The 25,028-nt window shown below is 39.3% G+C and carries 28 protein-coding genes; 4 read left to right on the top strand and 24 right to left on the bottom strand.

Annotated elements, in window-relative coordinates; genetic code table 11:
• Window position 1: 1 nt before the first annotated feature.
• The 13 genes from CEY16_RS13025 to CEY16_RS12965 all read right to left on the bottom strand — a co-directional run bounded on the left by CEY16_RS13025 (window position 2) and on the right by CEY16_RS12965 (window position 9,898).
• Window positions 2-556, bottom strand: a complete 555-nt coding sequence (locus CEY16_RS13025; protein ID WP_101332486.1) for a cupin domain-containing protein — start codon at window positions 554-556, stop codon at window positions 2-4.
• A 152-nt stretch (window positions 557-708) separates the two neighbouring features.
• Window positions 709-1,203: a fasciclin domain-containing protein gene (locus tag CEY16_RS13020; protein ID WP_101332485.1), complete on the bottom strand. Its 495-nt coding sequence runs from the start codon at window positions 1,201-1,203 to the stop codon at window positions 709-711.
• Window positions 1,204-1,467: 264 nt separating this feature from the next.
• Window positions 1,468-2,811 (bottom strand): aminotransferase family protein, encoded by a 1,344-nt coding sequence (locus CEY16_RS13015; protein WP_162297939.1) that lies wholly within the window; start codon window positions 2,809-2,811, stop codon window positions 1,468-1,470.
• Between the two features lie 16 nt (window positions 2,812-2,827).
• A complete protein-coding gene (locus CEY16_RS13010) occupies window positions 2,828-4,018 on the bottom strand; it encodes a thiolase family protein (RefSeq protein ID WP_101332483.1) in 1,191 nt (396 codons plus the stop codon).
• 13 nt (window positions 4,019-4,031) lie between these two features.
• Window positions 4,032-4,682, bottom strand: coding sequence for a 3-oxoacid CoA-transferase subunit B (locus CEY16_RS13005; RefSeq protein WP_101332482.1), 651 nt, complete (start codon window positions 4,680-4,682; stop codon window positions 4,032-4,034).
• Window positions 4,679-5,341: a CoA transferase subunit A gene (locus CEY16_RS13000; protein ID WP_101332481.1), complete on the bottom strand. Its 663-nt coding sequence runs from the start codon at window positions 5,339-5,341 to the stop codon at window positions 4,679-4,681. The genes CEY16_RS13005 and CEY16_RS13000 overlap by 4 nt, the downstream gene beginning before the upstream one ends.
• A 141-nt stretch (window positions 5,342-5,482) precedes the next feature.
• A complete protein-coding gene (locus CEY16_RS12995; protein ID WP_101332480.1) occupies window positions 5,483-5,812 on the bottom strand; it encodes a DUF3870 domain-containing protein in 330 nt (109 codons plus the stop codon).
• A gap of 133 nt (window positions 5,813-5,945) precedes the next feature.
• Window positions 5,946-6,848 (bottom strand): DMT family transporter, encoded by a 903-nt coding sequence (locus tag CEY16_RS12990; protein ID WP_101332479.1) that lies wholly within the window; start codon window positions 6,846-6,848, stop codon window positions 5,946-5,948.
• 195 nt (window positions 6,849-7,043) lie between these two features.
• Entirely contained in the window at window positions 7,044-7,793 is a 750-nt protein-coding gene (locus tag CEY16_RS12985) for an SDR family NAD(P)-dependent oxidoreductase (RefSeq protein ID WP_101332478.1), read from the bottom strand.
• Between the two features lie 142 nt (window positions 7,794-7,935).
• Complete coding sequence (locus tag CEY16_RS12980) at window positions 7,936-8,169, bottom strand: helix-turn-helix domain-containing protein (RefSeq protein WP_101332477.1); 234 nt, start codon at window positions 8,167-8,169, stop codon at window positions 7,936-7,938.
• 10 nt (window positions 8,170-8,179) lie between these two features.
• Window positions 8,180-8,659: a DUF2975 domain-containing protein gene (locus CEY16_RS12975; protein WP_101332476.1), complete on the bottom strand. Its 480-nt coding sequence runs from the start codon at window positions 8,657-8,659 to the stop codon at window positions 8,180-8,182.
• A 276-nt stretch (window positions 8,660-8,935) separates the two neighbouring features.
• Entirely contained in the window at window positions 8,936-9,334 is a 399-nt protein-coding gene (locus tag CEY16_RS12970) for a nuclear transport factor 2 family protein (protein WP_101332475.1), read from the bottom strand.
• Window positions 9,335-9,373: 39 nt separating this feature from the next.
• Window positions 9,374-9,898, bottom strand: a complete 525-nt coding sequence (locus CEY16_RS12965; RefSeq protein WP_101332474.1) for a YehS family protein — start codon at window positions 9,896-9,898, stop codon at window positions 9,374-9,376.
• A gap of 211 nt (window positions 9,899-10,109) precedes the next feature.
• On the opposite strand from CEY16_RS12965, the gene CEY16_RS12960 reads away from it, so the two are divergent.
• On the top strand, window positions 10,110-12,173 hold the full coding sequence (locus tag CEY16_RS12960) for a S9 family peptidase (RefSeq protein WP_101332473.1): 2,064 nt from the start codon (window positions 10,110-10,112) through the stop codon (window positions 12,171-12,173).
• Between the two features lie 169 nt (window positions 12,174-12,342).
• Window positions 12,343-12,510 carry a hypothetical protein gene (locus tag CEY16_RS15270; protein ID WP_162297938.1) on the top strand — a complete coding sequence of 56 codons (168 nt, stop codon included), beginning with the start codon at window positions 12,343-12,345 and terminating at the stop codon, window positions 12,508-12,510.
• Between the two features lie 71 nt (window positions 12,511-12,581).
• Here the strand turns inward: CEY16_RS15270 and rlmD are convergent, their stop codons facing one another.
• The 10 genes from rlmD to CEY16_RS12910 all read right to left on the bottom strand — a co-directional run bounded on the left by rlmD (window position 12,582) and on the right by CEY16_RS12910 (window position 21,657).
• Window positions 12,582-13,958 carry a 23S rRNA (uracil(1939)-C(5))-methyltransferase RlmD gene (rlmD, locus tag CEY16_RS12955; RefSeq protein WP_101332472.1) on the bottom strand — a complete coding sequence of 459 codons (1,377 nt, stop codon included), beginning with the start codon at window positions 13,956-13,958 and terminating at the stop codon, window positions 12,582-12,584.
• 126 nt (window positions 13,959-14,084) lie between these two features.
• On the bottom strand, window positions 14,085-14,636 hold the full coding sequence (locus CEY16_RS12950) for a hypothetical protein (RefSeq protein ID WP_101332471.1): 552 nt from the start codon (window positions 14,634-14,636) through the stop codon (window positions 14,085-14,087).
• On the bottom strand, window positions 14,637-15,305 hold the full coding sequence (locus tag CEY16_RS12945; protein ID WP_101332470.1) for a VC0807 family protein: 669 nt from the start codon (window positions 15,303-15,305) through the stop codon (window positions 14,637-14,639). It abuts the gene before it with no gap.
• Between the two features lie 157 nt (window positions 15,306-15,462).
• A complete protein-coding gene (locus CEY16_RS12940) occupies window positions 15,463-15,897 on the bottom strand; it encodes a hypothetical protein (RefSeq protein WP_101332469.1) in 435 nt (144 codons plus the stop codon).
• Window positions 15,898-16,066: 169 nt separating this feature from the next.
• Window positions 16,067-16,969: a diacylglycerol kinase gene (locus tag CEY16_RS12935; protein ID WP_101332468.1), complete on the bottom strand. Its 903-nt coding sequence runs from the start codon at window positions 16,967-16,969 to the stop codon at window positions 16,067-16,069.
• A gap of 48 nt (window positions 16,970-17,017) precedes the next feature.
• A complete protein-coding gene (locus tag CEY16_RS12930) occupies window positions 17,018-17,386 on the bottom strand; it encodes a VOC family protein (RefSeq protein ID WP_101332467.1) in 369 nt (122 codons plus the stop codon).
• Between the two features lie 19 nt (window positions 17,387-17,405).
• Entirely contained in the window at window positions 17,406-18,836 is a 1,431-nt protein-coding gene (gene gatB, locus CEY16_RS12925; RefSeq protein WP_101332466.1) for an Asp-tRNA(Asn)/Glu-tRNA(Gln) amidotransferase subunit GatB, read from the bottom strand.
• The gene (gene gatA / locus CEY16_RS12920) at window positions 18,836-20,311 is read right to left on the bottom strand and encodes an Asp-tRNA(Asn)/Glu-tRNA(Gln) amidotransferase subunit GatA (protein ID WP_101332465.1); all 1,476 of its coding nucleotides are present in this window, start codon (window positions 20,309-20,311) and stop codon (window positions 18,836-18,838) included. Before gatA ends, gatB begins: the two co-directional genes overlap by 1 nt.
• A gap of 12 nt (window positions 20,312-20,323) precedes the next feature.
• Window positions 20,324-20,614, bottom strand: a complete 291-nt coding sequence (gene gatC, locus CEY16_RS12915; protein ID WP_101332464.1) for an Asp-tRNA(Asn)/Glu-tRNA(Gln) amidotransferase subunit GatC — start codon at window positions 20,612-20,614, stop codon at window positions 20,324-20,326.
• A 554-nt stretch (window positions 20,615-21,168) separates the two neighbouring features.
• Complete coding sequence (locus tag CEY16_RS12910; RefSeq protein WP_101332463.1) at window positions 21,169-21,657, bottom strand: hypothetical protein; 489 nt, start codon at window positions 21,655-21,657, stop codon at window positions 21,169-21,171.
• Window positions 21,658-21,810: 153 nt separating this feature from the next.
• Between CEY16_RS12910 and CEY16_RS12905 the strand changes: the two genes are divergently transcribed.
• A complete protein-coding gene (locus CEY16_RS12905) occupies window positions 21,811-22,359 on the top strand; it encodes a group-specific protein (protein ID WP_101332462.1) in 549 nt (182 codons plus the stop codon).
• A gap of 312 nt (window positions 22,360-22,671) precedes the next feature.
• On the opposite strand, the gene CEY16_RS12900 is transcribed toward CEY16_RS12905, so the two are convergent.
• Window positions 22,672-22,986: a hypothetical protein gene (locus CEY16_RS12900; RefSeq protein ID WP_101332461.1), complete on the bottom strand. Its 315-nt coding sequence runs from the start codon at window positions 22,984-22,986 to the stop codon at window positions 22,672-22,674.
• 203 nt (window positions 22,987-23,189) lie between these two features.
• Between CEY16_RS12900 and pepF the strand changes: the two genes are divergently transcribed.
• The gene (pepF, locus tag CEY16_RS12895; protein ID WP_101332460.1) at window positions 23,190-24,995 is read left to right on the top strand and encodes an oligoendopeptidase F; all 1,806 of its coding nucleotides are present in this window, start codon (window positions 23,190-23,192) and stop codon (window positions 24,993-24,995) included.
• The last annotated feature ends 33 nt before the right edge of the window (window positions 24,996-25,028 follow it).

Raw genomic sequence — 25,028 nt, 5'->3', positions numbered from 1 at the left:
ATTATGAATGATCTTTTTCTGCTGCCATCGCTTCGGCTTTTGTTCGGTGAACGGTTCCAAAGGGATGCTCAGGTGGTGCATAAATAGAGTATACTTTTAGTGGCACCTTACCTGTATTAATCAGATTATGCCATTTACCCGCGGGTATCATGATCGCGAAATCATCCTGGACATATGCTTCAAAATCCAGATTATCTTCACTGTCACCCATTCGAGTAATCCCTTGACCTTCTTCGACTCGTATAAACTGATCAATATCCGGGTGAATCTCCAACCCGATATCTTCACCTACACCGATACTCATTAAAGTCACCTGTAAGTGTTCTCCTGTCCAAAGAGCCGTTCGGAATGTATTGTTTTGCTTGGTAACTTTCTCGATATCCACTACGTATGGCTGGCCACCGTAATCTTTTATCTGTTCATAACTTTCGTTAGTTTGCCAGTTGTTATAGCCCCAGTTCATATTATTTCTTGGTTCATAATATCCGTGAGGGTGCCACCAGTTATTACGTACAGGGTAATATCCCTGATAATAACCGTACGGATTAGGATACATATTCATTTCTCCTCCCATTATTCCATAATCTCTCTTCATCTTATGCAACTGCCTATAGGAGAGTTAAAAGAATTAGGGAAATCATGTAAAAAATAAACACGACTGATTTTAAAACCAGCCGTGTCACAGATAACCTGATATAGGAATTTGTGTTATGGAAGCAACACTTTATCAATTACATGGATCACACCATTGGAAGACTTAACATCTGCCATAATGACATTAGCGTCGTTCACTTGGGTCGGATCTAAAGAAATTTTAACTTTCTTTCCGTTTAAGGTTTTCACTTTCATACCATCTTCTAGACTGTCAGACATGATTTTCCCATCTACAACGTGGTATAAAAGGATATCTTTTAAGTCATCTCTAGCTAACAATTCATCCGCAGTAATATCTAACTCTTTTAGAAGAGTTTCAAACGCAGCATCAGTTGGTGCAAAAACAGTGAACGGACCGTCACCTTTTAACGTTTCCACTAATCCAGCTTTTTCAAGTGCTGCAGTTAATGTTGTAAAATCACCCGCATCAACCGCTGTTTCAACGATGTCTTTCTCAGGTGCTGCCTTACCCTCAGCTAAAGCTCCTAATGAGAAAGAACCTACAATAAACAAAGTTAACATACCTAAAATAAGCCATTTCCTCTTCATTCACAAATTCCTCCTTTTATGGATTGATTCTTCAGAGAATAGTGTTTGTTAAAAAGGGGAATTTATTTTGTTAATTTATGTTAAGGTAATTTTAAGTAAAGGTTGTCAGATATAACGATAATAAGGATGAAGGATTATAGGTGGATGAACTTTTTAGATAAAATTTAGAAAACGTCCATTCTTTTAAAATCTTGACCTTTCCCATCCTAAACTGTGGTTAATTTTACTTTTTTTGTGCTCCTTGAACTCATAATGAGCTAAATCTTATTTAAACCTTCTTTCAAAAATCTTAAGGCTCTTTTCTAATAAGTCAACCATGTGATCTATTTCATTATCTGTAATTACAAATGGAGGAGCCACAAGAATATGATCGAAAGGCTGTTGATCAATTAACCCCTGTCCTGGGTAAAATACAACACCATTTTCGATACATATTTGATTTAATTCTTCAGCAGCTTTTTGCGACTGATTGAAAGGTTCGCGAGTCTTTTTATTTTTATAAATTTCAAAACCTAACATTAATCCGCGTCCTCTCAAATCTCCAATACATGTGAACTTTTCCATTAATTCAGATAATCTCTTGCGTAAATATCGTCCTTTTTGTTTAACATTTGGGACCAGTTCTTTGTCTAATAAGTAATTAATATTTGCTTTTCCTGCTGCTAGCGCCACTGGATGTCCGCTAAATGTATACCCATGAGCAAATTTTCCATCCCATTTATCTTTAATTGTCTGAATGGTTTTATTATTAACAATCATTCCACCTAAGGGAGCATACGCACTAGACACACCTTTCGCAAACGTTATAATATCCGGTGTTACTCTCCAATGATTCACCGCAAACATTTCACCTGTACGCCCAAATCCTGTCATCACTTCATCTGCCACTAGTAAAATATTATACTGAGTACATAGTTTACGAATCCCTTTCAAATAACCATCAGGCATGGGAAAAGCAGCAATTTGGCTACCTACTATTGGTTCAATAAGAAAACAACTTATTGTTTCAGGATCTTCTTCGAGGATTTTTTTCTCAATTTGATTTAAGCAATAATCTACATATTCATCCTCTTGAAGATTCTCAAAATCACTTCTTTTACCATAGGGAGGGGCTAGATGAATAACACCTCCGTGAAGTTCTTTGTCATAAAGTTCTTTCCTTTTTTGATCACCACCTATTGATAGTGTTCGCATGGTGTTGCCATGATAACTAATACTATGACTGATCACTTTGAACTTTTCTTGATCATTGTTGCCAAGATGGTATTGTCTAGCTAGCTTCAATGCACTTTCATTTGCCTCTGCTCCTCCAGATGTAAAATAAACAGTATCTAAATCCCCTGGTGCAAGAGAAGCAATCATCGATGCAAGTTCATGTTGAAGTGAAGTTTCAAAACGTAAAGTGTGAACATAAGCAACATGAGATGCCTGTTTAGTCATAGCGTTGACTACTTCTTGCACTCCATGACCTATATTTACAGCTACAGCCCCAGAACTTCCATCCAAATAACGAACCCCTTGTGTGTCATAAAGATAAACACCTTCGCCCCTTTCAATGAGTGGGTAATTATTATTGAAGTTTCTATGAAACACATGATCTTGGCTCAAGTTTTCACTTCGCTTTCTACTTATAATTCTCAACAATTGTTGAAACACCTTGACCCCCTGCTACACATAAGGTAGCTAAGCCATAATTGGACTCCCTTTTTTGCATTTCATGGATAAGCGTTACTAAAATACGTGCTCCTGATGAACCTAACGGGTGTCCTAACGCTATTGCACCACCGTTCACATTCACTTTGTGGTGATGTTTTTCTCCCCATTCTTTTAAAACAGCCAAAGACTGAGCCGCAAAAGCTTCATTCAACTCGATTAAATCAATCTCATCTAGAGAAAGACCTGATCGATTTAGAACCTTGAGGGTTGATGCGACAGGGCCAATTCCCATTTCGGTTGGATTCACTCCGGCAGAAGCCAATGATTTAATCCTAGCCACTGGTTTCAAACCTAGTGATTCAGCCTTTTGCTCGCTCATTAATAATAAACTCGCAGCACCATCATTTCTTCCAGACGAGTTACCTGCGGTGACCGTTCCCCCCTTCTTAAAAACTGGAGGTAGTTTGTTCAACTTTTCAAACGTTACATCTCTTGGATGCTCATCCCTCGCGAACAAACGGGTTCTACGTTTACCGTCGGCCACTTCAATAGGGATAATCTCATCGGAAAATCGATTAGTTTCTATTGCCTTCTTCGCTTTCATTTGGCTTTTGTATGCGAAATCATTTTGTTCCTCGAAAGAAATACTATATTTCTCAACTAAATTTTCCGCAGTTTCACCCATGTTGAAGCTGCCATAAATATCTTCTGGTTGTGACTTATTCTGACTTTCTGTGTTGCTATCATAGAGTGTTTGATTCCCTGTTTTAGGTTGGAACCGATTTCCTACAGTGTAAAATGGGGCTTGTGACATACTCTCTACACCACCTGCTATAACAACGTCTGATTGACCGGTTTCAATGGCCATCCATGCATCATAAACTGCTTGCATGCCTGATGCACATTGCATATTAACGGTATGGGCGGGTGTTGTCTCTTGTATACCTGCGGCCAAACTAGCAACACGAGCAATATTTGCAGCGTGAGCACTTTGTTTCGTTTGACCCATGATGACTTGATCAACCAAATCGGATGACAACCCGGCACTTGATAAGTTATTCTTCATCAATGTTGTAAGCAATGATTCTGGAGTATGACCAGACAAAGAACCACCATACTTGCCAATCGCTGTACGATACGCATTTACAACTACTACCATACTAACTCTCCTTTCATTTGTTCTTTTTTATAGATTCACTCACTTGGAATGGGGCTTCTGTTAATTGTTCCACTTCATCTAAACTACTCTCTGGTGCTATTTCAGTTAGTATTAACATTTCATCCTGAACGTGGAATACTGCTTTATCTGTAACGATCATATCAATACTTCTATAGGATGTAAGAGGATACTTATTTTCTTGTACAATCTTAGGCTTTCCATCCTTTGTTACGTGTGTGGTTGTAACAAACACTTTTTTTGATCCCTCAATAAGGTCCATCGCCCCACCTACACCTAAGACTGGTTTTCCAGGTACAGCCCAATTAGATATCTGTGCCTTTGCATTAACCTCTAATGCACCTAGCACAGATATGTCAATATGTCCCCCACGAATCATCGCAAAAGAGCTTGCACTATCAAAAAAAGAAGCACCTTTATTTACGGTTACAGGTTTCTTACCTGCATTCACTATATTAGGATCCTCTTCATCTTCTTCTGGAGTGTGACCAACTCCTAAAATTCCATTTTCTGAATGAAGAAAAACATCCAGATCTTCTGATATAAAATTGGGGATTAAAGTAGGAATTCCAATCCCTAAATTAATAATGTCTCCGTCAGAAAATTCCTTTGCTATTCGTGCAGCGATGCGCTCTTTCATATTCATTTATTTTCACCCCCTGGACAGACTATGGCATCAACAAATAAATGAGGAGTCACTATTTCTTCCGGTGATAACTCATCGATTTCAACAATCTCATCAACTTCCGCAACAACATATTTTGCTGCAGTTGCCATAACTGGGTTAAAGTTGCGTGCAGATTTGGTATAAACTAAGTTTCCTAACCGATCGGACTTATGTGCTTTGATTAAAGCAACATCAGCTGTAAATGACTCTCGAAACACATGAGGTGTGCCTTTAATTTCTTTAACCTCAAGGTCTTCTGCCAATTTAGTTCCGACCGACGTTTTTACATAGAAACCTCCAATTCCAGCACCACCAGCTCGAATTGATTCAGCTAACGTACCTTGGGGTACTAACTCTATCTCTAATTCTTTATCTTGATATGCTTTTACAACATCAGGATTCGAGGTAAAAAACGAACCTACGCCTTTTTTTACACGCTTTTGAATCACCCATTTACCTAGACCACTACCTGGCTCACCCAAATTATTGCTAATAACAGTCAAATTTTTTATATCTGTCTCCTCTACTGATTCAACCAATTGTAGTGGGCATCCAACTAAACCAAACCCACCTACCATTACGGTATCCCCAGATTTAATATTAGAGATAGCTTTTTGACATGTAATGATTTTTTCCATCTTCCTAACCTCCCATAAAATAATAAAAACCTAGCTAAAATAACCACAGCATGCCCACAATAAGCAGGTGTAGTTATTAGCTAGGTTCCAATGAGTAAATAGAGAAAGGTCATTTCTCTACAACACTTTAACCAAACTAGATTATTCATTTTTCTCTTTTAAACAATCCCAATAGCGTTGAACTGCTGCCTGTAACGCAACAATAACTGCCTGTTGTGAGGGTGCAAAGTAATGGCTCTGAATACGTTCAATCAACGAATCCAAACCTTTTTCCAAGCAATATCCTTCAAGTAACCTTTTGAAAAAGTCTTTTGTTAGATCTGCTACAAAGGTAAAGTCTACTCTTTCGATTGTATGCGTATCAAAGTTAATTTCAAGTACAATACCCGCATGCTTGTGAACCTCATACATCGAAGTGCCTTGAGGCGCACGCGAATATCCAGTCACTAAAAATGTGTTCAGTTTTCGCATAATCATTCCAACTTTTTTTCTAAAACTAATAAAATATTTTATATTATTATATTTAATATATCAAATTTTCTACAGAAGTACTACCATTTTGATGGATATCTATTAGGTCGTCTCCTAGAATGTTCTTGATGTTCTATTGTTTTGTGCGGATTATATTTCTAAACGAGAACACCGTAATCGCTAGTGATGCTAACACAAAAAGGATTCCTACGAATTGCCACATAGTAAGGTTTTCCTTAAACACGAGAACTCCGACGAGAACTGCGATTACAATCTCAGTAGATGACAAGATTGTCGCTCGACTCGATTCGATATACGCGAGTCCAATGGTGTAACACAAATAAGCGATGACCGTAGAAAATATTGAAATGCCGATCATATGAACCCAAACGTCAGGGTTCATCAATACTTCATGATGCTGCCAAATTTGGCTAGTAGGAATCAGAAACAAACTCCCACAAACCATTGCGTAACATGTAATTGTAAACGGGTGATAGTAACGGCTGATATCTTTCCCAAGAAGACTGTAGGTAGCACAGAACAACCCTGCCAACAAACCGAAAAGAATCGTCTGCATACTCAGAGTCGATTCAGTTAATGGGATGAATTCGATGGCTAGAGCACTGCCAAAAATGGTTAGAACTATTGCGATGAGTTTTGCGACGGTAATGGGCTCTCGAAAGAAGAAGTAGGAAATGATTGTAGCAAAAACTGGTGACGAATACACAAACACAACCGCCACCGACAGAGATGCGAGCTCCATGACTTGGAAATAAAACCAGTTAAAAATTGCGATACTCACCACACCAAGTGCGATGAAGTACGGCAGATCCCGGAGTCGGATTTTCAAATAACCCCTTGAAAAAATGGCCAATAATGAAACTAAAATGATACTTGATAGACTTAGTCTTACCGTAACAACATCCCACGAAGAAAGTCCATATCCATTCAAATATTGAACGAATAACCCGACAATCCCCCATAGTGCAGCACCAGTAATGACCAAACTATAAGCGATCCATTGATTCATTCTCATTAGTCGCCCTCCCTTGTTCTCTCTATCTGTACAGGTACAGGTTTTCATAAGAATTCATATGAATGATATTCGAATGTGGATTCATCTTACAAGGGATAGGTAGCAAAAGCAAGGGTAGTGGTTAATAAGGTACGAGCATTAATTACGTTTGAATAAAAATAGGACTTCGAAATCTCGAAGTCCTAATTAAAATAACTACTTTGTGCTCGTAAATCCACCGTCAATTCGTATCACATCACCGTTAATGTATGGTGCATCTGATGTGAGTAAGAATGTGACCAATTCTGCTACTTCCTCAGGAGTTCCTAAACGCTTTTGAGGGATGCCTTGCTCAGCGCTTTCTTTCATTTCAGGATTATCTTCAAAATATTTTTTGACCATTGGCGTTTCAGTTGGTCCGGGTGCAACCGCATTGACACGTAATCCGTCCTTCGCGTATTCAGCGACCATACTTTTCGTCATACCGACTATCCCATGTTTAGTGGCTGAGTATGTGACAACTGTACTTTGACCAATAACGCCCGCACTTGATGACGTATTAACAATGGATCCCCCACCGTTTTTCACCATCACATCTGCTACATAATGCATACCGTATAAGGCACCAAGCATATTGATTCCAACAATTGTCTCTATCTCATCAATATCTGTATCCAAGAACTGTTTCCCGCTTCCAGAGATTCCAGCGTTGTTAAAGAAGTAATCGATCGTGCCGTATTTTTCAACTGTTTGATCGACATACTTTTTCACTTCATCAGCTTTTGAAACATCGGCTTTTACGAAAAAAGCATCAGAGCCGGCTTTCTTTACCAAATCAATGGTTTCTTGACCACCTTCCTCACTGATGTCAACAATAACTATATTGATTCCTTTTTCAGCTAACTTTACTGCGGTGGCTTGACCTAGACCACTTCCTCCACCTGTAATAATTGCTACTTTACTCATAAATAGACCTCCTTCTAATTTAGAGCCTACCTATGTTATTCCTTTTAGAGATGGATCTTAAAACAATTAGAACGAATTATTTTTGACTTTTTGATGTACAAGTAGGGCAATTTTTCATGCATCACCATATTTGGTTGACCATCTACCCCTTTTCTTCTGTTTCTTCTGTTTCTTCTGGAACATACTCAATAATATCTCCTGGTTGGCAGTCTAAAGCTTTACATATCGCCTCTAGCGTAGAGAATCGAATCGCTTTCGCCTTACCATTTTTTAAAATAGATAGGTTAGCCATTGTTATGCCTACCTTTTCTGATAGTTCAGTGACGCTCATTTTCCTCCTTGCTAACATCACATCCACATTTATAATTATGGCCATTTTTTTCACCTCACACAGTTAGATCATTTTCGGATTTGATATCTAGTGCACTTTTTAAGATATTTTGTAGTACGTATGCAAAGACTGCAACAACGAAAGATGCAAATACCAATACCATACCGATTACAATCACTCCCGGAGCGTCGTCAAGCTCACCAATCATAAAAAAGAAAGGCATCGTAGCCGTGTAGACCAGGCTGATGGTTAACGCACTATATTTAATAACCCTTAACGCTTTTACCGACATATCAGAAAATGCCTCGTTCTTGTCAATATAGCCTAATAATTTTATTGACTGAAACATTGCAACAAAAAAAGGTATAACAGATATATACATGCCTATCAACACCGGATAAACCCATTTAGCAAACGTTTGATCACCTGCCACAGCTCTAGCGATCATAGGTAACACAAAGATACACAATGCAACTACAGCTAATGCAATGATAACAACAACTACCTTTAAAAATGTAGTAGAACCTTTCCTCATGAAAATACACCTCTTTTTTCAAATTATGAATGCGAATGAATTTCTAATAAACAACGATTTCTCATTTGACGATTCACTTTTAAACTTAAAAAGATTTGATTATTTATAAGGATTATAGCAATTAATTTATTGTTTATCAATAAATATTTATTCAAATACGATTCATCCAAGAAATATTCTCCATTAATAAAAGACTTCTGTAGATTGAATTATTCACAGAAGTCTTTCGGTATTAGTTAGTATAGGCCTATTAAAATCACTCAAAGAAAATGCATTTTAAAACATTCCATTCTCGTTCTGAGATTCTTCAGGAACGGATTGCCCAACATCCCACATCTCAACAATTTGGTTATTTTCAAATCGAAAAATATGTACTACAGCCATTCCAATGTCATCTTCACTCTGCCTTAAATGGGAATGAACCGCCACACTATCTCCATCTTGAAGAGCATGTTTGATGTTAAATATCTTATTTGGAGTTTGCTCTTCACTTTCTTCCATCCCCAACATGAGGGCTTCGGCATCACCTGGAAAATAAGGATTATGATGTCGGAAGTCTTCTCCAACATATTTTCTATAGGCTTCACGAACATCGCCTGATACTACAAGTTCGAGAAAAGACACTGCCTTTTCCTTAAGGGCGGATTCTGAAGTATATTGTTTATCCTTCTTCATTTTAAACTCCTTTCTTTTTGGATCAGTAGTTGGAAAAGCTTAACCTCTATATTTTATCGTTAACCCTCTTAAGAAATTTCTAGCGAATTGATCTCCAAATTCTTTATAATTTTTGTGACCTTCTTTTCTTAAGAAAGCACTTAATTCACCTTTTGTAATCGTGACCCCTGCATCTTCAAAAATATCAATGATATCTTCTGTCGTTAATGATAGGGCTATCTTCACTTTTTTAAGCATGACATTATTCACACTTGAATGATTCTTGATCGATCGGTCTGGTTTTGAAGGTTGTCCGGGCTTTGGCTCTTGAGCACCTCTTTTAAAAGTGATCATCCCATTTAAAAACGACTCTAACATACTATTTGTGCATTTTATGTGTTCTTCATTTTTAGCTTCAACCTCATAGTCCTCCTCACCATCGAGGTCCTCTTCTGATTTTGTAAGTATCTTTAATAGTTCTTCTTTGGTCACCTCAACGCCACCGAGCTTAAACATTTCTATCATATCGCTATCTTTTATATCCAGTGCATATCTTAATCTGATTAATATATCATTATTATCCATGTCTAAACCTCCTGTTCCTTAATCAATTAGGTAACACCTTAATAATAACAGCAATTTTTATCAGCTGCTTCGTATTCGTTATTCTTTACTAACTATTTCACTTTAATAATCTATTATAATCCACACTTAGTTGGCAGTAAAATATGGTAATAAATAGAGGATTTCAACTACCCTGGCGCGAAAATAATTAAGTATAAGGAAGGAGAATTTGATGAAACCACCTGTAGCAAAACGCATCCCCCACCAACATAAAATGCATGGAGATGTGCGAGAAGACGACTTTTATTGGCTAAAAGACCAAACCAATCCAGAGGTGATTGATTATTTAGAGGAAGAAAACCACTATTATGAAGAGATCATGCGTCCAATGGAAAAACAAACTGAAGAAATTTATCAAAGCATGGTAGATCGGGTTCCAGATTCAGAAGTGAACGTAGCGGTACAGCATGGGCATTTCTTTTACTATTCACGCATGGACAAAGAAAAGCAATACCCTATCTATGCACGCAAACGAGCGACTAGCCGTCAGCAACTGACAGAAGTATCAGAGGAAGTGGTACTCGATCTGAATGAGCTTGCCGTAGAGGATGAATATTTAAATGTGACAGTCCAGCGTATGAGTGACGATCATAACCTATTAGCTTATTTAGAAAATCGTGATGGCTCCGATCGGTATACCGTCTACATAAAGGACATGCATACTGGAGAGCTTCTACCTGACCGGATTCCGAATGTCTTTATAGCTGGTAGTTTAGAATGGAGCCGTTGTGGTGAATATATTTTTTACGTGACTGTCGATGAACAACAGCGTGCGTACCGTGTATGGCGGCATCGTCTTGGAGCTGATGTAAATAGTGATGAACTACTTTATGAAGAAAAAGATACCACCTTTACAATATTCATGTCGAAATCACAAAGCGGTAGATTTATTATTGTTGAGTCAAGTTCGAAGACGACGAGTGAGATCCGCTTGTTAGACGCAGATTCCCCAATGTCCCCTTTACGATTGTTGGATGAACGAAGAGACGGTATAGAATATGATGTCGAACATTGGGGCGATGACCTGCTTATACTTACTAATGAAGGAGCAGTTAACTTCCAGCTACTTCGCTGCCCACTAAATGATCTTGATTCACGGGAAAAAGTTATAGAGTATAACAAGGACCGTTTTATTCAAGGCATGTGCCCTTTTCAAGATGGGTTAATTCTATTTGGCAGGGAGAACGGATTGACGCAAATCTGGCTACTTCAAGACAATGATTTAGAGAGAATTGAGTGGAATGAAGCTATTTATTCGGTCTCGGTAGTATCTAGACAAAGCTATGAGGCACGGGAAGTGTTAATTAAATATGAATCCCATCTTACTCCAGATACAACTTACTCACTAAACTTGTTGACTGGTGAGAAACATTGCTTGCAGGTTGCTCCTGTAAGTGGGGAATATGATTCTTCTAACTACCATCAAGAGCAATTGTGGGCAGTAGCCGATGATGGTGTAAAAGTTCCAATGACTGTTGTCTATCGTAAAGGAGCGCTAAAATCTGGACCTGCGCCTTTAGTTCTTTATGGGTATGGATCTTATGGAGCAAACAGCGATCCTCATTTCAGTCCTTATCACCTCCCACTCTTGGACAAAGGAGTCGTGCTAGTCACAGCGCAAGTTCGTGGTGGCTCAGAAATGGGGAGAAATTGGTATATTGATGGGAAAATGCAGAATAAACGAAACACGTTCTCCGATTTTATAGCTGCAGCAAACTATCTGATTGAACATGAATTTACAACACCAAGCAAAATGGCAGCTTGTGGTGGAAGCGCAGGAGGCTTGCTCGTTGGTGCAGTAGCCAATATGGCTGGAGATCTATTTAAAGTCATTGTTCCAGTAGTGCCTTTCGTCGATGTAGTCACGACTATGTTGGATGAAACCATTCCTCTTACCACGTTAGAATGGGATGAATGGGGAGACCCACGCAAGGCAGAGGACTATTTCTATATGAAATCATATAGTCCGTACGATAATGTTGAAGCAAAAGACTATCCAAATATGTATATCACCACTGGTCTTAACGATCCTCGAGTCGCTTTCTGGGAACCGGCCAAGTGGGTTGCACGCCTAAGATCCATGAAAACCGATGATAACGTCACTGTGTTAAAAACTAATATGGGTGCCGGCCATTTCGGTGCTTCAGGCCGCTTCAACCACTTGAAGGAATCCGCAGAAACCTATTCATTCATTCTTGATAAGCTCGGTGTTACAGTTGATCAAATAGTCAAATGATGATGGAAGACCCCCGAAGTTAGAAAAACTAATTTTCGGGGGTCATTTCAATATTAGGAATTAGAATTTAGTTTAGTAAGTACCTATTAAAGAGTTATAAATAACATCCATTTTTCGGAATCGTATAATACTCAATTAAATTTAAAAATATTTGAGGGGGAAATTAAGAATGAATGGTTGGATGTTCTTATTATTTGCTGTATTAACAGTTAGTTTCTTTTTGCTTTTCTTAAATGCTAGAAGGAATAACAAACCTAAATGGGTAGTAGTAACTTTTACAATCGCAACATTAGGTTTCTTATGGTGGACGGGTAAATACTTTATTGCACTAGTTTAATAAAAAAGGGAGATCCTTGTTATAAAAGGATCTCCCTGTCTTCTTTTACGTTCTATTTGATTCTCGTAGTTCTACAACTTTCTCTCAACTAATGTTACGGATTCTACATGATTACTTTGTGGGAACATATCCACTGGTTGGATTTCCTTCGCTTCAAATCCACCATCGGATAATATCTTCAAATCACGTGCCAATGTTGATGGGTTACACGATACATACACAATCCGTTCCGGTTGCATCGCGATCATTGCTTCCAACAGTTCTTCGTCGCAACCTTTTCGTGGTGGGTCGACGACAATGACATCTGGATCTAGACCTTGTGATTTCCACCATGGCATGACTTTTTCTGCTTGTCCGACATAGAATTCTGCGTTATCAATATGGTTTCTCTTTGCATTAGCTTTAGCATTATCAACCGCTTTAGGAACAACTTCCACTCCATAAACCTTCTTGGCTTTTTGTGCAAGGAATAGCGAAATGCTCCCGATACCACAGTAAGCATCAATAACAGTTTCTTTTCCACTTAAATCAGCGTACTTCAACGCTTGTTCATACAGTTTTTCTGTCTGTTCAGGATTCACTTGATAGAAAGATTGAGCTGAGATCGAGAATTCAAGATCACCAATTTTATCAGTAATCTCGCTTTCTCCCCATAGAAGCTTTTCATCTCTTCCCATGATGACGTTCGTTTGTTTCGGATTAATGTTATGGACGATTCCTTTAATCGCAGGGCTCAAGTTTTTTACTCTTTCCACGAATTCTTTTTCATTGGTCAATTTCTTCGTTCGCGTGACTACAACAATCATTACGTCTTCGGTGTGATAACCTGATCGGACGACAATATGACGGATTTCTCCAGAATGACTTTGTTCATCATATGGTTCAATGCCTAAGTCACCTATAATCGTTTTCATTTCACGGATGATCATGTCATTCACATGATTTTGTACCGGGCATTCATCCAAGTCTATGATGTTGTGGCTACGCATTTGATAAAAGCCAGTTACAATTTTCCCATCTCGTTTACCGACAGGAATCTGAGCTTTGTTGCGATAATTCCATGGGTCTTCCATACCGATTGTAGAATGGACAGGTACATCAGACATTTGTGCGATTTTTTTCATGACGTCTTGTACTTGTTTTTGTTTCATACGTAGTTGGAGATCGTAGCTCATATGTTGAATCTGGCAGCCACCACACTTGTAGAAGACATCACACGGTGGTTCGATTCGATCTTCACTTGCTTCATGTAGCTCCACCAATTTCCCGAATGCGAGATTTTTTTTCACTTTCACGACTTTGATTTGTGCCTTTTCACCTGGCAGCCCGTACGGTACGAATATCGGGTAGCCATCGAGTTTGGCCACCCCCTGACCTTCATGCGTAAGGTCCACAAATGTTACATCTATATATTCGTTCTTGGTTACTGGTGCTTTTGTTTTCGCCATGTTGATCCGTCCTTTGTTATTCGTTCATTCGTCTATACCCTATTCTACCCTCTTATTGGTAAAAGAAAAAGGCAGAAATCAGTTCGATGAACGAGTTAAATATTTTAGTCATGATCAAACATGCCTCTACTGAAAAAATATTATTGCAAATGCTAGGATGAGAAGAGCAATCGTTAAACCAGCGAGAAATTTCACAGCGTTTGATATACCGCCCCCCTCATCTTCCTCTCGGTACTCTTTTTTCTTATCAAGAAACCATACCACATTAACCAATGCTACAACAAAAGCTATTATAACAGCCACTTGGAAATCTGATTTTAATGTATTATCCTCGCCCATACCTGCAAATGATAAGATAAGCCAGAAAAACCCCAAAAAATATTGAAGAAAAATAGCTCTCTTTCGGTCTTCCAGCCAAGCTTCTCCTTTTATTTGTTTCTCATATGTATGCATTTGTTGATAAATTGGTATGATCGACTTTGTTGAGTCACCTTTCCATACAAGCCTAGTTGCATCTAGAATGAAAATGATTGACAACACTAAATGCATGTGACTTATAGTGACCTCGTACATAAGAACAATTGATATCATAACACCAATCAATAGAAGAATTTGAATGTTCATTGCTACAGCATATTTGACTCTCAAGTTTTTTAGTTCTGCATGTGAATATTCCATTTACCTCTCTCCCTCTTGATTGGTTGTTGATGAAGTGGTAGAGCTTTTAAAGACATTTGTTTTCAAGTGTTGATTTATTTTATAACTAAGTAATACCATCATTCCTAAAATCAAACCGCTAAAAATCCATCCACTTACTTGCATATAAATAATCATTTTCCCATATCCATCCACACCATATTGTTCGATTAGCCAAGCTTTTAATCCACTTTGAAAAAGACTTCTGAAGACAAACAACCCTGTAAACAATTGAAACCACATGAAGAGACCTTTTCTCGTGAATAGCCATTTACTATCGCTCCTCTTATACCCTTGTAGTGACGCCATATCTATTGCAAAATATAACGCTAGCGGTCTTTTCACCAGGATGGAAATCAGAAAAACACTAGCAGTTACATACCCTATGTATACCTGATTCCACAACATATCTTCCGCATTTCCAGAGAGCACGTTTACTAGAGTGGAGATGAGCAATGATACTATGATAAAGAGTCCTAAAAAGTTGATTTGCTTTTCTTTAACAAATCGATAAATAGTGTAAATAAAACCTGGCACAGTTGATAGGAGCATAGCATAATAATCGCCCATCGGATCGCGTCCGTATGTCCAAATAAGATACGGAAGTGCACCATAAAAAATTATATCAAACGCTGCGATTTTTCGATTCATTTATGATCATCCCATTTGAACTAATTTTCTGAACAAGAATCCAAAACTCAGATTCTTGTTGCCAAGGACTTGATACAAAGTTTGTGGTGAAAATATTAGCTTGATTAGAGGATTTTTATATAATGTTTTTCTTAAGTAAATACCTGAATATACCTAGTTAGAAGTCTATTTCTTCCTCAATCAACTCTTGGACTTGAGCTTTTTCATCGGCAGTCAAAGATTCTCCAATAGGAAATCTATGACCATCATTGAACTCGAATTGATCAGGCAAAAATAAAGTTGTTTCTTCGTTTAAGGTTTTTTCTTGCTCACCTTTTTGAGTAGATTGGATGACTTTCGTTTTTATGTATTGATCCTTCTCATCGTAAATGTCTTCTATCATCTGTACTTCAATATAATTTTTGGGGTCTTTACTATCAATTTCAATGACAGAATTCACTTTCTTATATGTACCTTCTTCATGAGACATCGAGTTCATCATATAAGCTTCGATTTTTACCTCTGTATCATTAGACTCGGAAAATATTGTGTATATCACAAAGGTAAAAATCGGTAACACTATAGCTAGAATAATCGCAAACTTCTTTACCAATGAATATCCCCCTTTTTGTGTTCACCCCAACAATACCATATTATAGAAATTATTTTAGCTTGGATTACAGTAAAAGTTTCGTATTTGTTGTTTTGAGATTCATTCACTTAAGAAATCTTTTCTAAAAAAATGGACCAGCTTTAAATCAGCCAGTCCACTCTCTTACTTCTTATTTCACATCTTTTTCAGGTAAAAAGAATTCGATGTGTTTATGCAGATTCCTGAACGTTCCAGGTAGACTTCCTCCATGTTCTCCATCGAGATTGAGCTGCATGTTGTCTTCTGCTTCGACTTTAATTTCACTAGCTTGTGCATAGACTACGTGTTTGTCGCCAAGGTGAGTTCCTCGGAGTGCTTTATTAGCTAGCACAATGAAATCAGCTAGGTTCGATTTTTTCAATATGAGTAAATCGAACTTCCCATCATCCATTTCAGCATTAGGTGCGATTTTTTCAAATCCACCGATCGAGTTGGTATTCGATACTAAGAAGAGCATGATTTCCTCTTCCAACACTTCACCATCATATTCGATGCGAGCTTTAGTTGGTCTGATTGATGGTAGCATCTCAATGCCTTTCAAGTAATAAGCAAGTTGACCTAATACAGTCTTGTGCTTACTTGGGACTTCGTATGTCAGCTCCGTCAAACGACCTCCACCAGCAATATTCATAAAGTGCTTGCCATTTACCTCTCCGATATCGAGCTTTTTGGAGTACCCATCTAAAATAATCTCCATCGCTTTTTTCCAATCGCGCGGAATATGAAGTGCACGAGCAAAGTCGTTTGTTGTTCCCATTGGTATGACCCCAAGTTTCGGACGGTATTCTTTGGAGGCAATCCCGTCGACAACTTCGTTAACCGTGCCGTCACCACCAGCAGCAATGACCATATCGTACTTCCTGTCACAAGCGATTTTCGCGGCACGTCTAGCACAGTCGTCCCCAGTGGTAGCGTGAGTCGATGCCTCAAATCCTGCGATTTCCAGTGATTCAAGGATGTCTGGAAGAGCTTTGCGCATGGCTTCTCGTCCTGATGATGGATTATATATGACTCGAGCGCGTTTAAGTTCCATTATGTTCACCTTCGTTCAAAAATTCCCCGATTTATCTCTATTTTAAGGTTAAACCCATTGGATCATTTCGATTCGGTTACCAAATGGATCGTGAATGTAAATACGGTTGGCTCCCGGAATCTTATTATCCTTTTGATAAGGCACTCGGTGTAAGTCTAGTTGTGACATTAAAGCCTCTAACCCCAATACTTCTAAAGCAGGATGTGCTTTTTTGTTCGGCGTGAAGTCTTCTTCAATTCCTACGTGTAATTGGACCCCGTCAGTTTGAAACCAAACACCGCCATTTTTCTTAAGGGCGGTCGGTTTTTCGACTTCTTCCATCCCGAGCACGTTGATGAAAAAATCACGTGCTTTATCCTCAGAGTTGGGTGGTGCAGACAATTGTACATGGTCAATCTTCGTTAATGAATATGACATGGAAACGTCTCCTCTCAGTTTAGCGTTTATCCATCTCTTCCAATAAGATCTTGTTAACCATTGGCGGGTTCGCTTGCCCTTTTGTCGCTTTCATTACCTGACCGACAAGGAAACCGAGTGCACGGTCTTTACCGTTTTTATAGTCTTCGATTGATTGTTGGTTTTCATCCAGAATGCCTGTGATGATTTCACGCAGTTGTCCTTCGTCAGAAATTTGGACGAGCCCTTTTTCTTCGACGATTTTCTCTGGGTCACCGCCGTTCTTCACAAGTTCCGTAATGACTTTTTTCGCAAGCTTCGATGATAGAGTACCTTCATCGATGAGCTTGATCATTTTTGCGAGAGCTTCAGGGGTTAATGGCAAGTCTTCGAGTTCGACCTGTTGCTTGTTCATATACCCTGAAACGTCACCCATTAACCAGTTGGTTGCTTGTTTCGGATCAGCACCTTGGTTGATTGTCGCTTCGAAGAAATCAGACATTTCTTTTGAGCCTGTCAGCACATTCGCATCGTACTCGTCTAGTTCTAATTCCTCAACATAGCGTTTACGACGCGCGTCCGGAAGCTCAGGAATCGACTGACGGATACGTTCTTTCCATGCATCATCAATATAAAGCGGCACTAAGTCTGGCTCTGGGAAGTAACGATAATCATCAGAACCCTCTTTGACACGCATTAGAATGGTTTCTTTCGTCTTTTCATCAAAACGTCTAGTTTCTTGTAAAATTTCTCCGCCTTGGCGTAAGACTTTTTCTTGGCGTGTTTCTTCGAATTCAAGCCCTTTTTGGACAAAACTGAACGAGTTCAAGTTCTTCAGTTCAGCTTTCGTTCCGAATTCTTCTTGTCCGATTGGACGAAGTGAAATGTTCGCATCACAACGTAAGGAACCTTCTTGCATTTTACAGTCAGAAACACCTGTAAATTGAATGATATTTTTGAGCTTCTCTAAATATGCATATGCTTCTTCCGGAGTTCTCATGTCCGGCTCAGAGACGATCTCAATCAGAGGCGTCCCTTGACGGTTATAATCGACTAATGAATAGCCATCTTCTCCGTGAGTAAGTTTACCCGCGTCTTCTTCTAAGTGAAGGCGTGTGATACCGATACGTTTTTTCTCACCATTTACTTCGATCTCAATCCATCCGTTTTCACCGATCGGTTGGTCGAACTGAGAGATTTGATAAGCTTTCGGGTTGTCTGGGTAGAAATAGTTTTTACGGTCGAACTTTGTGTCAGTCGCGATTTCACAGTTCAATGCCATCGCCGCACGCATCGCGTAATTCACCGCTTCTTCATTTAAAACAGGCAAGACACCTGGATACCCAAGGTCGATCGGGTTGACGTTCGAGTTCGTTTCAGCGCCGAACTTATTCGGGCTCGGGCTGAAAATCTTCGAGTCTGTCTTTAATTCTACGTGGACTTCTAAGCCGATTACGGATTCAAAGTTCATTATTCAGCACCTCCTAATTGAGGTCGTTCATCGTTGTATGGTTTTGTTTGTTCATATGCATGCGCTGCACGGTAAACCGTGCTCTCATCAAAGTGTTTACCGATGATCTGTAAACCGATCGGCATATTGTTTTCTTTATGGAATCCACAAGGAATTGAAATTCCAGGTACACCAGCTAGGTTAACTGGAATCGTCAACAAGTCATTGGCATACATCGTCAGTGGATCATCGATCTGTTCGCCGACTTTAAATGCTGTTGTCGGGGCAGTCGGACCTACGACAATATCGTAGTTCTCAAATATTTTTTCAAAATCTTGTTTGATCAACGTACGTACTTGTTGTGCTTTTTTATAATAAGCATCATAGTAACCTGAACTTAACGCGAAAGTTCCAAGCATGATACGACGTTTAACCTCATCTCCAAAGCCTTCGCTACGTGACATCTTGAACATATCCACCATGTTCGTCGCATTTTCTGAACGCTTACCGTAACGGACGCCGTCAAAACGTGCCAAGTTCGCGGATGCCTCAGATGACGCGATCATGTAATAAGTCGCAATCGCATATTTCGAGTGAGGAAGATTGACCTCTTCCCAAGTTGCGCCTAAATCCTCGAATGTTTTAAGAGCTTCTCTTACGCTTAACTTGACGTGTTCATCGACACCTTCACCAAGGTATTCAGCTGGCACGGCAATCTTCAAACCTTCGACATTTCCAGTCAGTTCTTCGGTATATTTTGGAACATCTAAGTGTGCACTTGTCGAGTCCATTTCGTCATGGCCTGCGATCACTTCTAAAATACGTGCGTTATCTTCTACGGTACGAGTAATTGGCCCGATTTGATCCAAGGATGAAGCGAAAGCGACTAACCCGAAACGGGAGACGCGTCCATATGTAGGCTTCATTCCTACAACTCCACAGTATGAAGCTGGTTGACGTACAGAACCACCTGTATCAGAACCTAATGCGAATGGAACTTGTCCAGCCGCTACACTTGCTGCTGACCCACCGCTTGATCCACCAGGCACATAGTCTGTATTCCAAGGATTACGAGTCGCCTGCATGCTTGAGTTCTCAGTCGATGAACCCATCGCGAATTCGTCCATGTTCAGTTTCCCAATATTGATCGCGCCTGCAGCTTTTAGCTTCTGAATAACAGTAGCGTCGTATAACGGGTCATCTAATGTTGATAAAATTTGTGATGAACAAGTCGTGCGAAGTCCTTTCGTCACGATGTTATCTTTGATACCAAGCGGCATACCGAATAACGGATATTTCGCTGGGTCCACTTCTTGCTCGTCCATCTTCTTCGCTTCATTGCGAGCATCTTCTTCGTTCAATGTCACAAATGCTTTTACTTTGTCTTCCGTACGGTCGATCTGCTTATAACTATGATCGATCAAGTCGGAAACGGTTAATTTTTTCTCATTGAATTGTTGTTGTAATTCTTTGATTGTCATATCAAAAAGCGACATCCTGAAACCTCCCTATTCTAAAATCGAAGGGACTTTAAACTGTCCATCCTGTTTATCTGGTGCGTTCTTAAGTGCATCTTCACGAGTGATCCATTCTTTAGGTTCATCTTTCCGCATGACATTCTTCATGTCCAATACATGCGTCGTCGGCTCGACACCTGTCGTATCCAGTTCGTTCAATTGCTCGGAAAAATCGATAATCTTCGATAACTGCTCACTATACTTTTCAGCTTCTTCTTCAGTAATCGCAAGTCGCGCAAGGTTCGCAACATGCTTCACTTGATCTGTTGAAATCTTTGACATCTATTATTGCACCTCCGTACATTTCACGTTTCACAATACTATCTATGATAGCAAATTTTTCATCCCAGTGGCAATAACCACTCCAGTCCTATTCTATCACTAATTGCACGAAAAAATAATAAAGAAAACTTGCCGATTGACGAACCAGCGGTGAAGGCAGAGGCTTAGTTGCACTTATGCCGTGAAGGAGACGGAACGACTCCTTCAACTGCGAAAGAAAACTTGTCGATTGACGAACCAGCGGTGAAGGCAGAGGCTTAGTTGCACTTATGCCGTGAAGGAGGCGGAACGAATCCTTCAACTGCGAAAGAAAACTTGTCGATTGACGAAGTCAGAGACCTAGTTGCCCTTATGCCGTGAAGGAGGTCGCAAAATTTGACGCTTACTTACTATTCGCGGGTTCTTTAGGGCTATTTGCGGACTTTTTATCGCTATTCGCGGACTTTTTCCCCTTAAATACTGACTCACCGTTACTATTCGCTGACTCGTGCATCAGAACATAAAAGATTGAACCGAACAAAAAAATGATCGGTCAACTGCACCGATCATTCCTATTATCTACCTATATCCATCAAGTAAACCACAAACATGAAACCTATGATTGTCAGGACTGGAATCACTAAGCTTTTCACAGCACTCACCCAGTTGTATTTGTCTCTTCTGCGTAGCACATAATCTGTTATGAAAAACAAAATAGATGCAACTAAGCTGTACCAAAGTAGAATCAATCCAAATATCACATGAAATACTAATGAAAAATATGTATCAAAACCAAGCTTTGTCCTTCGAGCTATAAGTCTAGCAACTGCATCACTAATAGCTGATGTTAGAACCCCATAAATCAAAATGACTGGAAAACTATACATTAAGTACACCGGTGTCGCTAAAAAGAACGCTCGGATATATTGGAAGGTTGATAAATTACTGTCACCGAACGGATTAGGATCCGTAATTCCCATCAGTATTGCAAATATAGATCCCGAAATCGAAGCCGCTACAACTTTCCTAGGTATTTCCTCTTTTAAAATGTTAGACTTTTGCATGCTATCTCCCCTAGAATGAATATATACGAATTTTTTATACTAAGTTTATAAAAATGTATTAAGATGAAAATAAAAATAGCCTAACTATACAAGGCTCGTAATCTTGAAACAATTTTAAAGAAAGGGGAAATTTATATTTCATATGTTTACCATATGGTACCAAAAGAGTTGAAGGGTGAGCAGTTGATCCCGCTCAATGAAATGAAGACCATCGACCGGAGACTATACAATCAATACACTAAAAAATACATACAACATCCTGAAAGAAAAAAGCTACTTACACAAAAGATACCTAAAATAGACTGCTTATTCAACGACGTTGTCCATCTTTCTCCCATCCACCCAAATATGATTTACAAGTCGTTAAAAGAAATGGGGATCCAATTGGATGACGACATGGAATTCTACCAAATACCAGTTGAGCAGTTAAGACCGAATGTAAATGTCTATTACCTCTTCAAAAAATCAAACTACCTCAGTTCTAGCATTGATATTACTCCATTTGATATTCGTTTACTGGACGTTGGTCAATATGATGAATTGTTGACGGTTCCAAACGAAACGATCCATTTCTACCAAAATGGCTATACAAAAGATGACCCACAATTTGCGATGTTCCATTACATTCCTCACGTATTCAGCCTAGGAAATATCAACCTACAAAATGTTGAGACCGTGCGTTGGTCCGATTCGGTGGATTAACAGAGGGGATAAATTCATGATATCAATTTCTGCCTCTTTGTTCGTTTCTCTTTTCATACTACTCATAATCACTGCTTGTGTAATCTTAATCTACCGGGTTCTTAGAGATCAAAAACATTCTTTTTCATGGTTCATACTAATAGTTACAACCATTTTCCTCATGTTAGCAACCTATCAAAGTTATATCTTTTTAAAATAATAGCGTACATTATTTAAGAAATATAACAGTAAAGGGTAACTCATGAGAAAGCATTGACTTAATAAATAGGTCAATGCTTTTTTTCTTCTATATGATTGTTTTCTTCCAAAAAATTATTTCGCTGTATCGCTACGATATACAAAAAGAGTCATTACATTCAATAAGATAGTAACCACGAGAAGAACTGTTGCTGCGAAAGCTACTGAACCAGTAATATCCATCAGTGCAGACCAATCTTCAATTTTCACAAGATGGTAACTATAGAAAATTTGAAAACATAATGCAATCGCGCAAGCACTGAAACTCATGATGGATAGGGTCACCCAGCGCTTATGGTTATGCTTTTCATGTGTTAAAAGATTAACAATTGGTAGTAGCCATGCAACCAGCCCAAGTAAAAGGCTGCCAACGTTAAGCAATACAATCATTCTCACCATTCCCCTTTTTTTATCTACTTAATAAACTTTAAAGAAAAATGCTTACACCTTTAAATATCAATACGTTAGAAAAAAGAAAAAGTTTCGCGACTGAAGATTAATAAAAATCTTCTGATATGTTTGACAACAATCCCCCTCTATCGATTATAATTTACTTAGTGTTTCGAAATAAATTTTTAGAGGTGGTTTATTAAATGGCTAAAACCAGATTAAAGCGTTCGGAAGTGCCAGTCGAACAGACGTGGCGCGTGGAAGATTTATTTGAATCGAATGAAGCGTGGGAAAAAGCACTTCAGGAATTAGAGGAAATGGTTCCGACGGTGACTAAATTCCAAGGAAAGTTAGGCGAAGGATCTGATGTTGTTTTGTCTTGCCTTCAAGCGCAAGCAAGACTTCAGGAAAAAATGATCCAGGTTGGTACGTATGTAAATCTACGAAACTCTGAAGATGGAACGAATCCAGTGAACCAGGCGAATGCGAGTAAATTTGGTTCAGCGATGGCACGTATCCAGTCCTCTTTATCATTCGTCGAGTCTGAATTATTAGCTCTACCTGAAGGTACGATCGAACAATACTTAGATGAAAATAAGGAACTCGAACCTTATCGCAGAGTTCTGCATGATATTTTAGAGAAAAAGCCTTACTCATTGGCACCTGAGACGGAAAAAGTTCTGGCATCCTTGAGTGAAATCCATTCGGCACCTTACTTGATCTATAACCGTAGCAAACTGTCAGACATGGACTTTGGGTCTTTCCAGACATCTGACGGAGAGGAATATCCGAATTCATTCGCTCTTTTCGAGGATGAGTATGAATTTTCACCAAACACAGAAGTTCGCAGAAAAGCGTATGATTCGTTTGTTGATACGCTCAAGCAGTACCAGAATACATTTGCTGCGACGTACGCGACAGAAGTCAAGAAGCAAGTGGCGATGTCACGTATCCGTAACTACAAATCGGTGACGGAGATGTTATTGCAGCCTCAAAAGGTCTCGCTTGAGATGTATCATAACCAATTAGACGTGATCCAGGAGGAATTGGCGCCGATTATGCGTAAGTTCGCTCAGTTGAAAAAGCGTCTGCTTGGTCTTGATGTGATGAAGTTCAGTGATTTGAAAGCTCCGCTTGATCCTGACTTCAACCCTGAAACTTCGTATGAAGAAGTGAGTGATACGATTCTTGAAGCGTTGAAGGTAATGGGCCCTGAATATACCGAAATCATGGAAAAAGGTTTGACGGAACGTTGGGTCGACCGTGCGGATAACGTAGGGAAAGCGACAGGTGCATTCTGTGCAAGTCCTTATGGTTCACACCCATACATTTTGTTGACGTTCACAGGCACAATGCGCGGGGCGTTCATTTTGGCTCACGAGCTTGGACACGCTGGTCACTTACATTTAGCAAACCAGAACCAAGAAATCTTCAATACACGTCCTTCGACTTACTTCATCGAGGCTCCATCAACGATGAACGAAATGCTGCTGGCTGATCATTTGCTGGAGAAAACAGATGATCCTCGCATGCGCCGTTGGGTGATTTTGCAGTTATTAGGGACGTACTATCACAACTTCGTAACGCACTTGCTGGAAGGTGAATATCAGCGTCGCGTATACGATTTAGCTGAAAAAGGTGTGCCAATTACAGCACAGACATTGTCAGAACAAAAAGGCGAAACCCTTAAGAACTTCTGGGGCGATGCTGTAGAAATCGACGAAGGAGCGAAATTGACATGGATGCGCCAGCCGCACTATTATATGGGCTTATATCCATACACGTATTCCGCAGGATTGACCGCTTCTACGCTCGTTTCACAGATGTTCAAAGAAGAAGGTCAGCCCGCGATTGATCGTTGGTTAGAAGTACTGAAGCTCGGTGGAACGAAAACACCTCAAGAATTGATGCAATATGCAGGTGTCGATATGACTTCACCAGAACCGATCAAGAAAGCTGTTGCCTATGTCGGTGAGCTGGTTGATGAGCTGGAGAAGAGTTACGAGTAAAGAGAATTAGTTTAAAGGTTTGACTAAGTAGTT

Origin of the sequence: Halalkalibacillus sediminis (genome assembly GCF_002844535.1) — a bacterium.
Classification (GTDB): domain Bacteria; phylum Bacillota; class Bacilli; order Bacillales; family Alkalibacillaceae; genus Halalkalibacillus_A; species Halalkalibacillus_A sediminis.
This window is presented reverse-complemented; position numbering and strand designations above follow the sequence as displayed.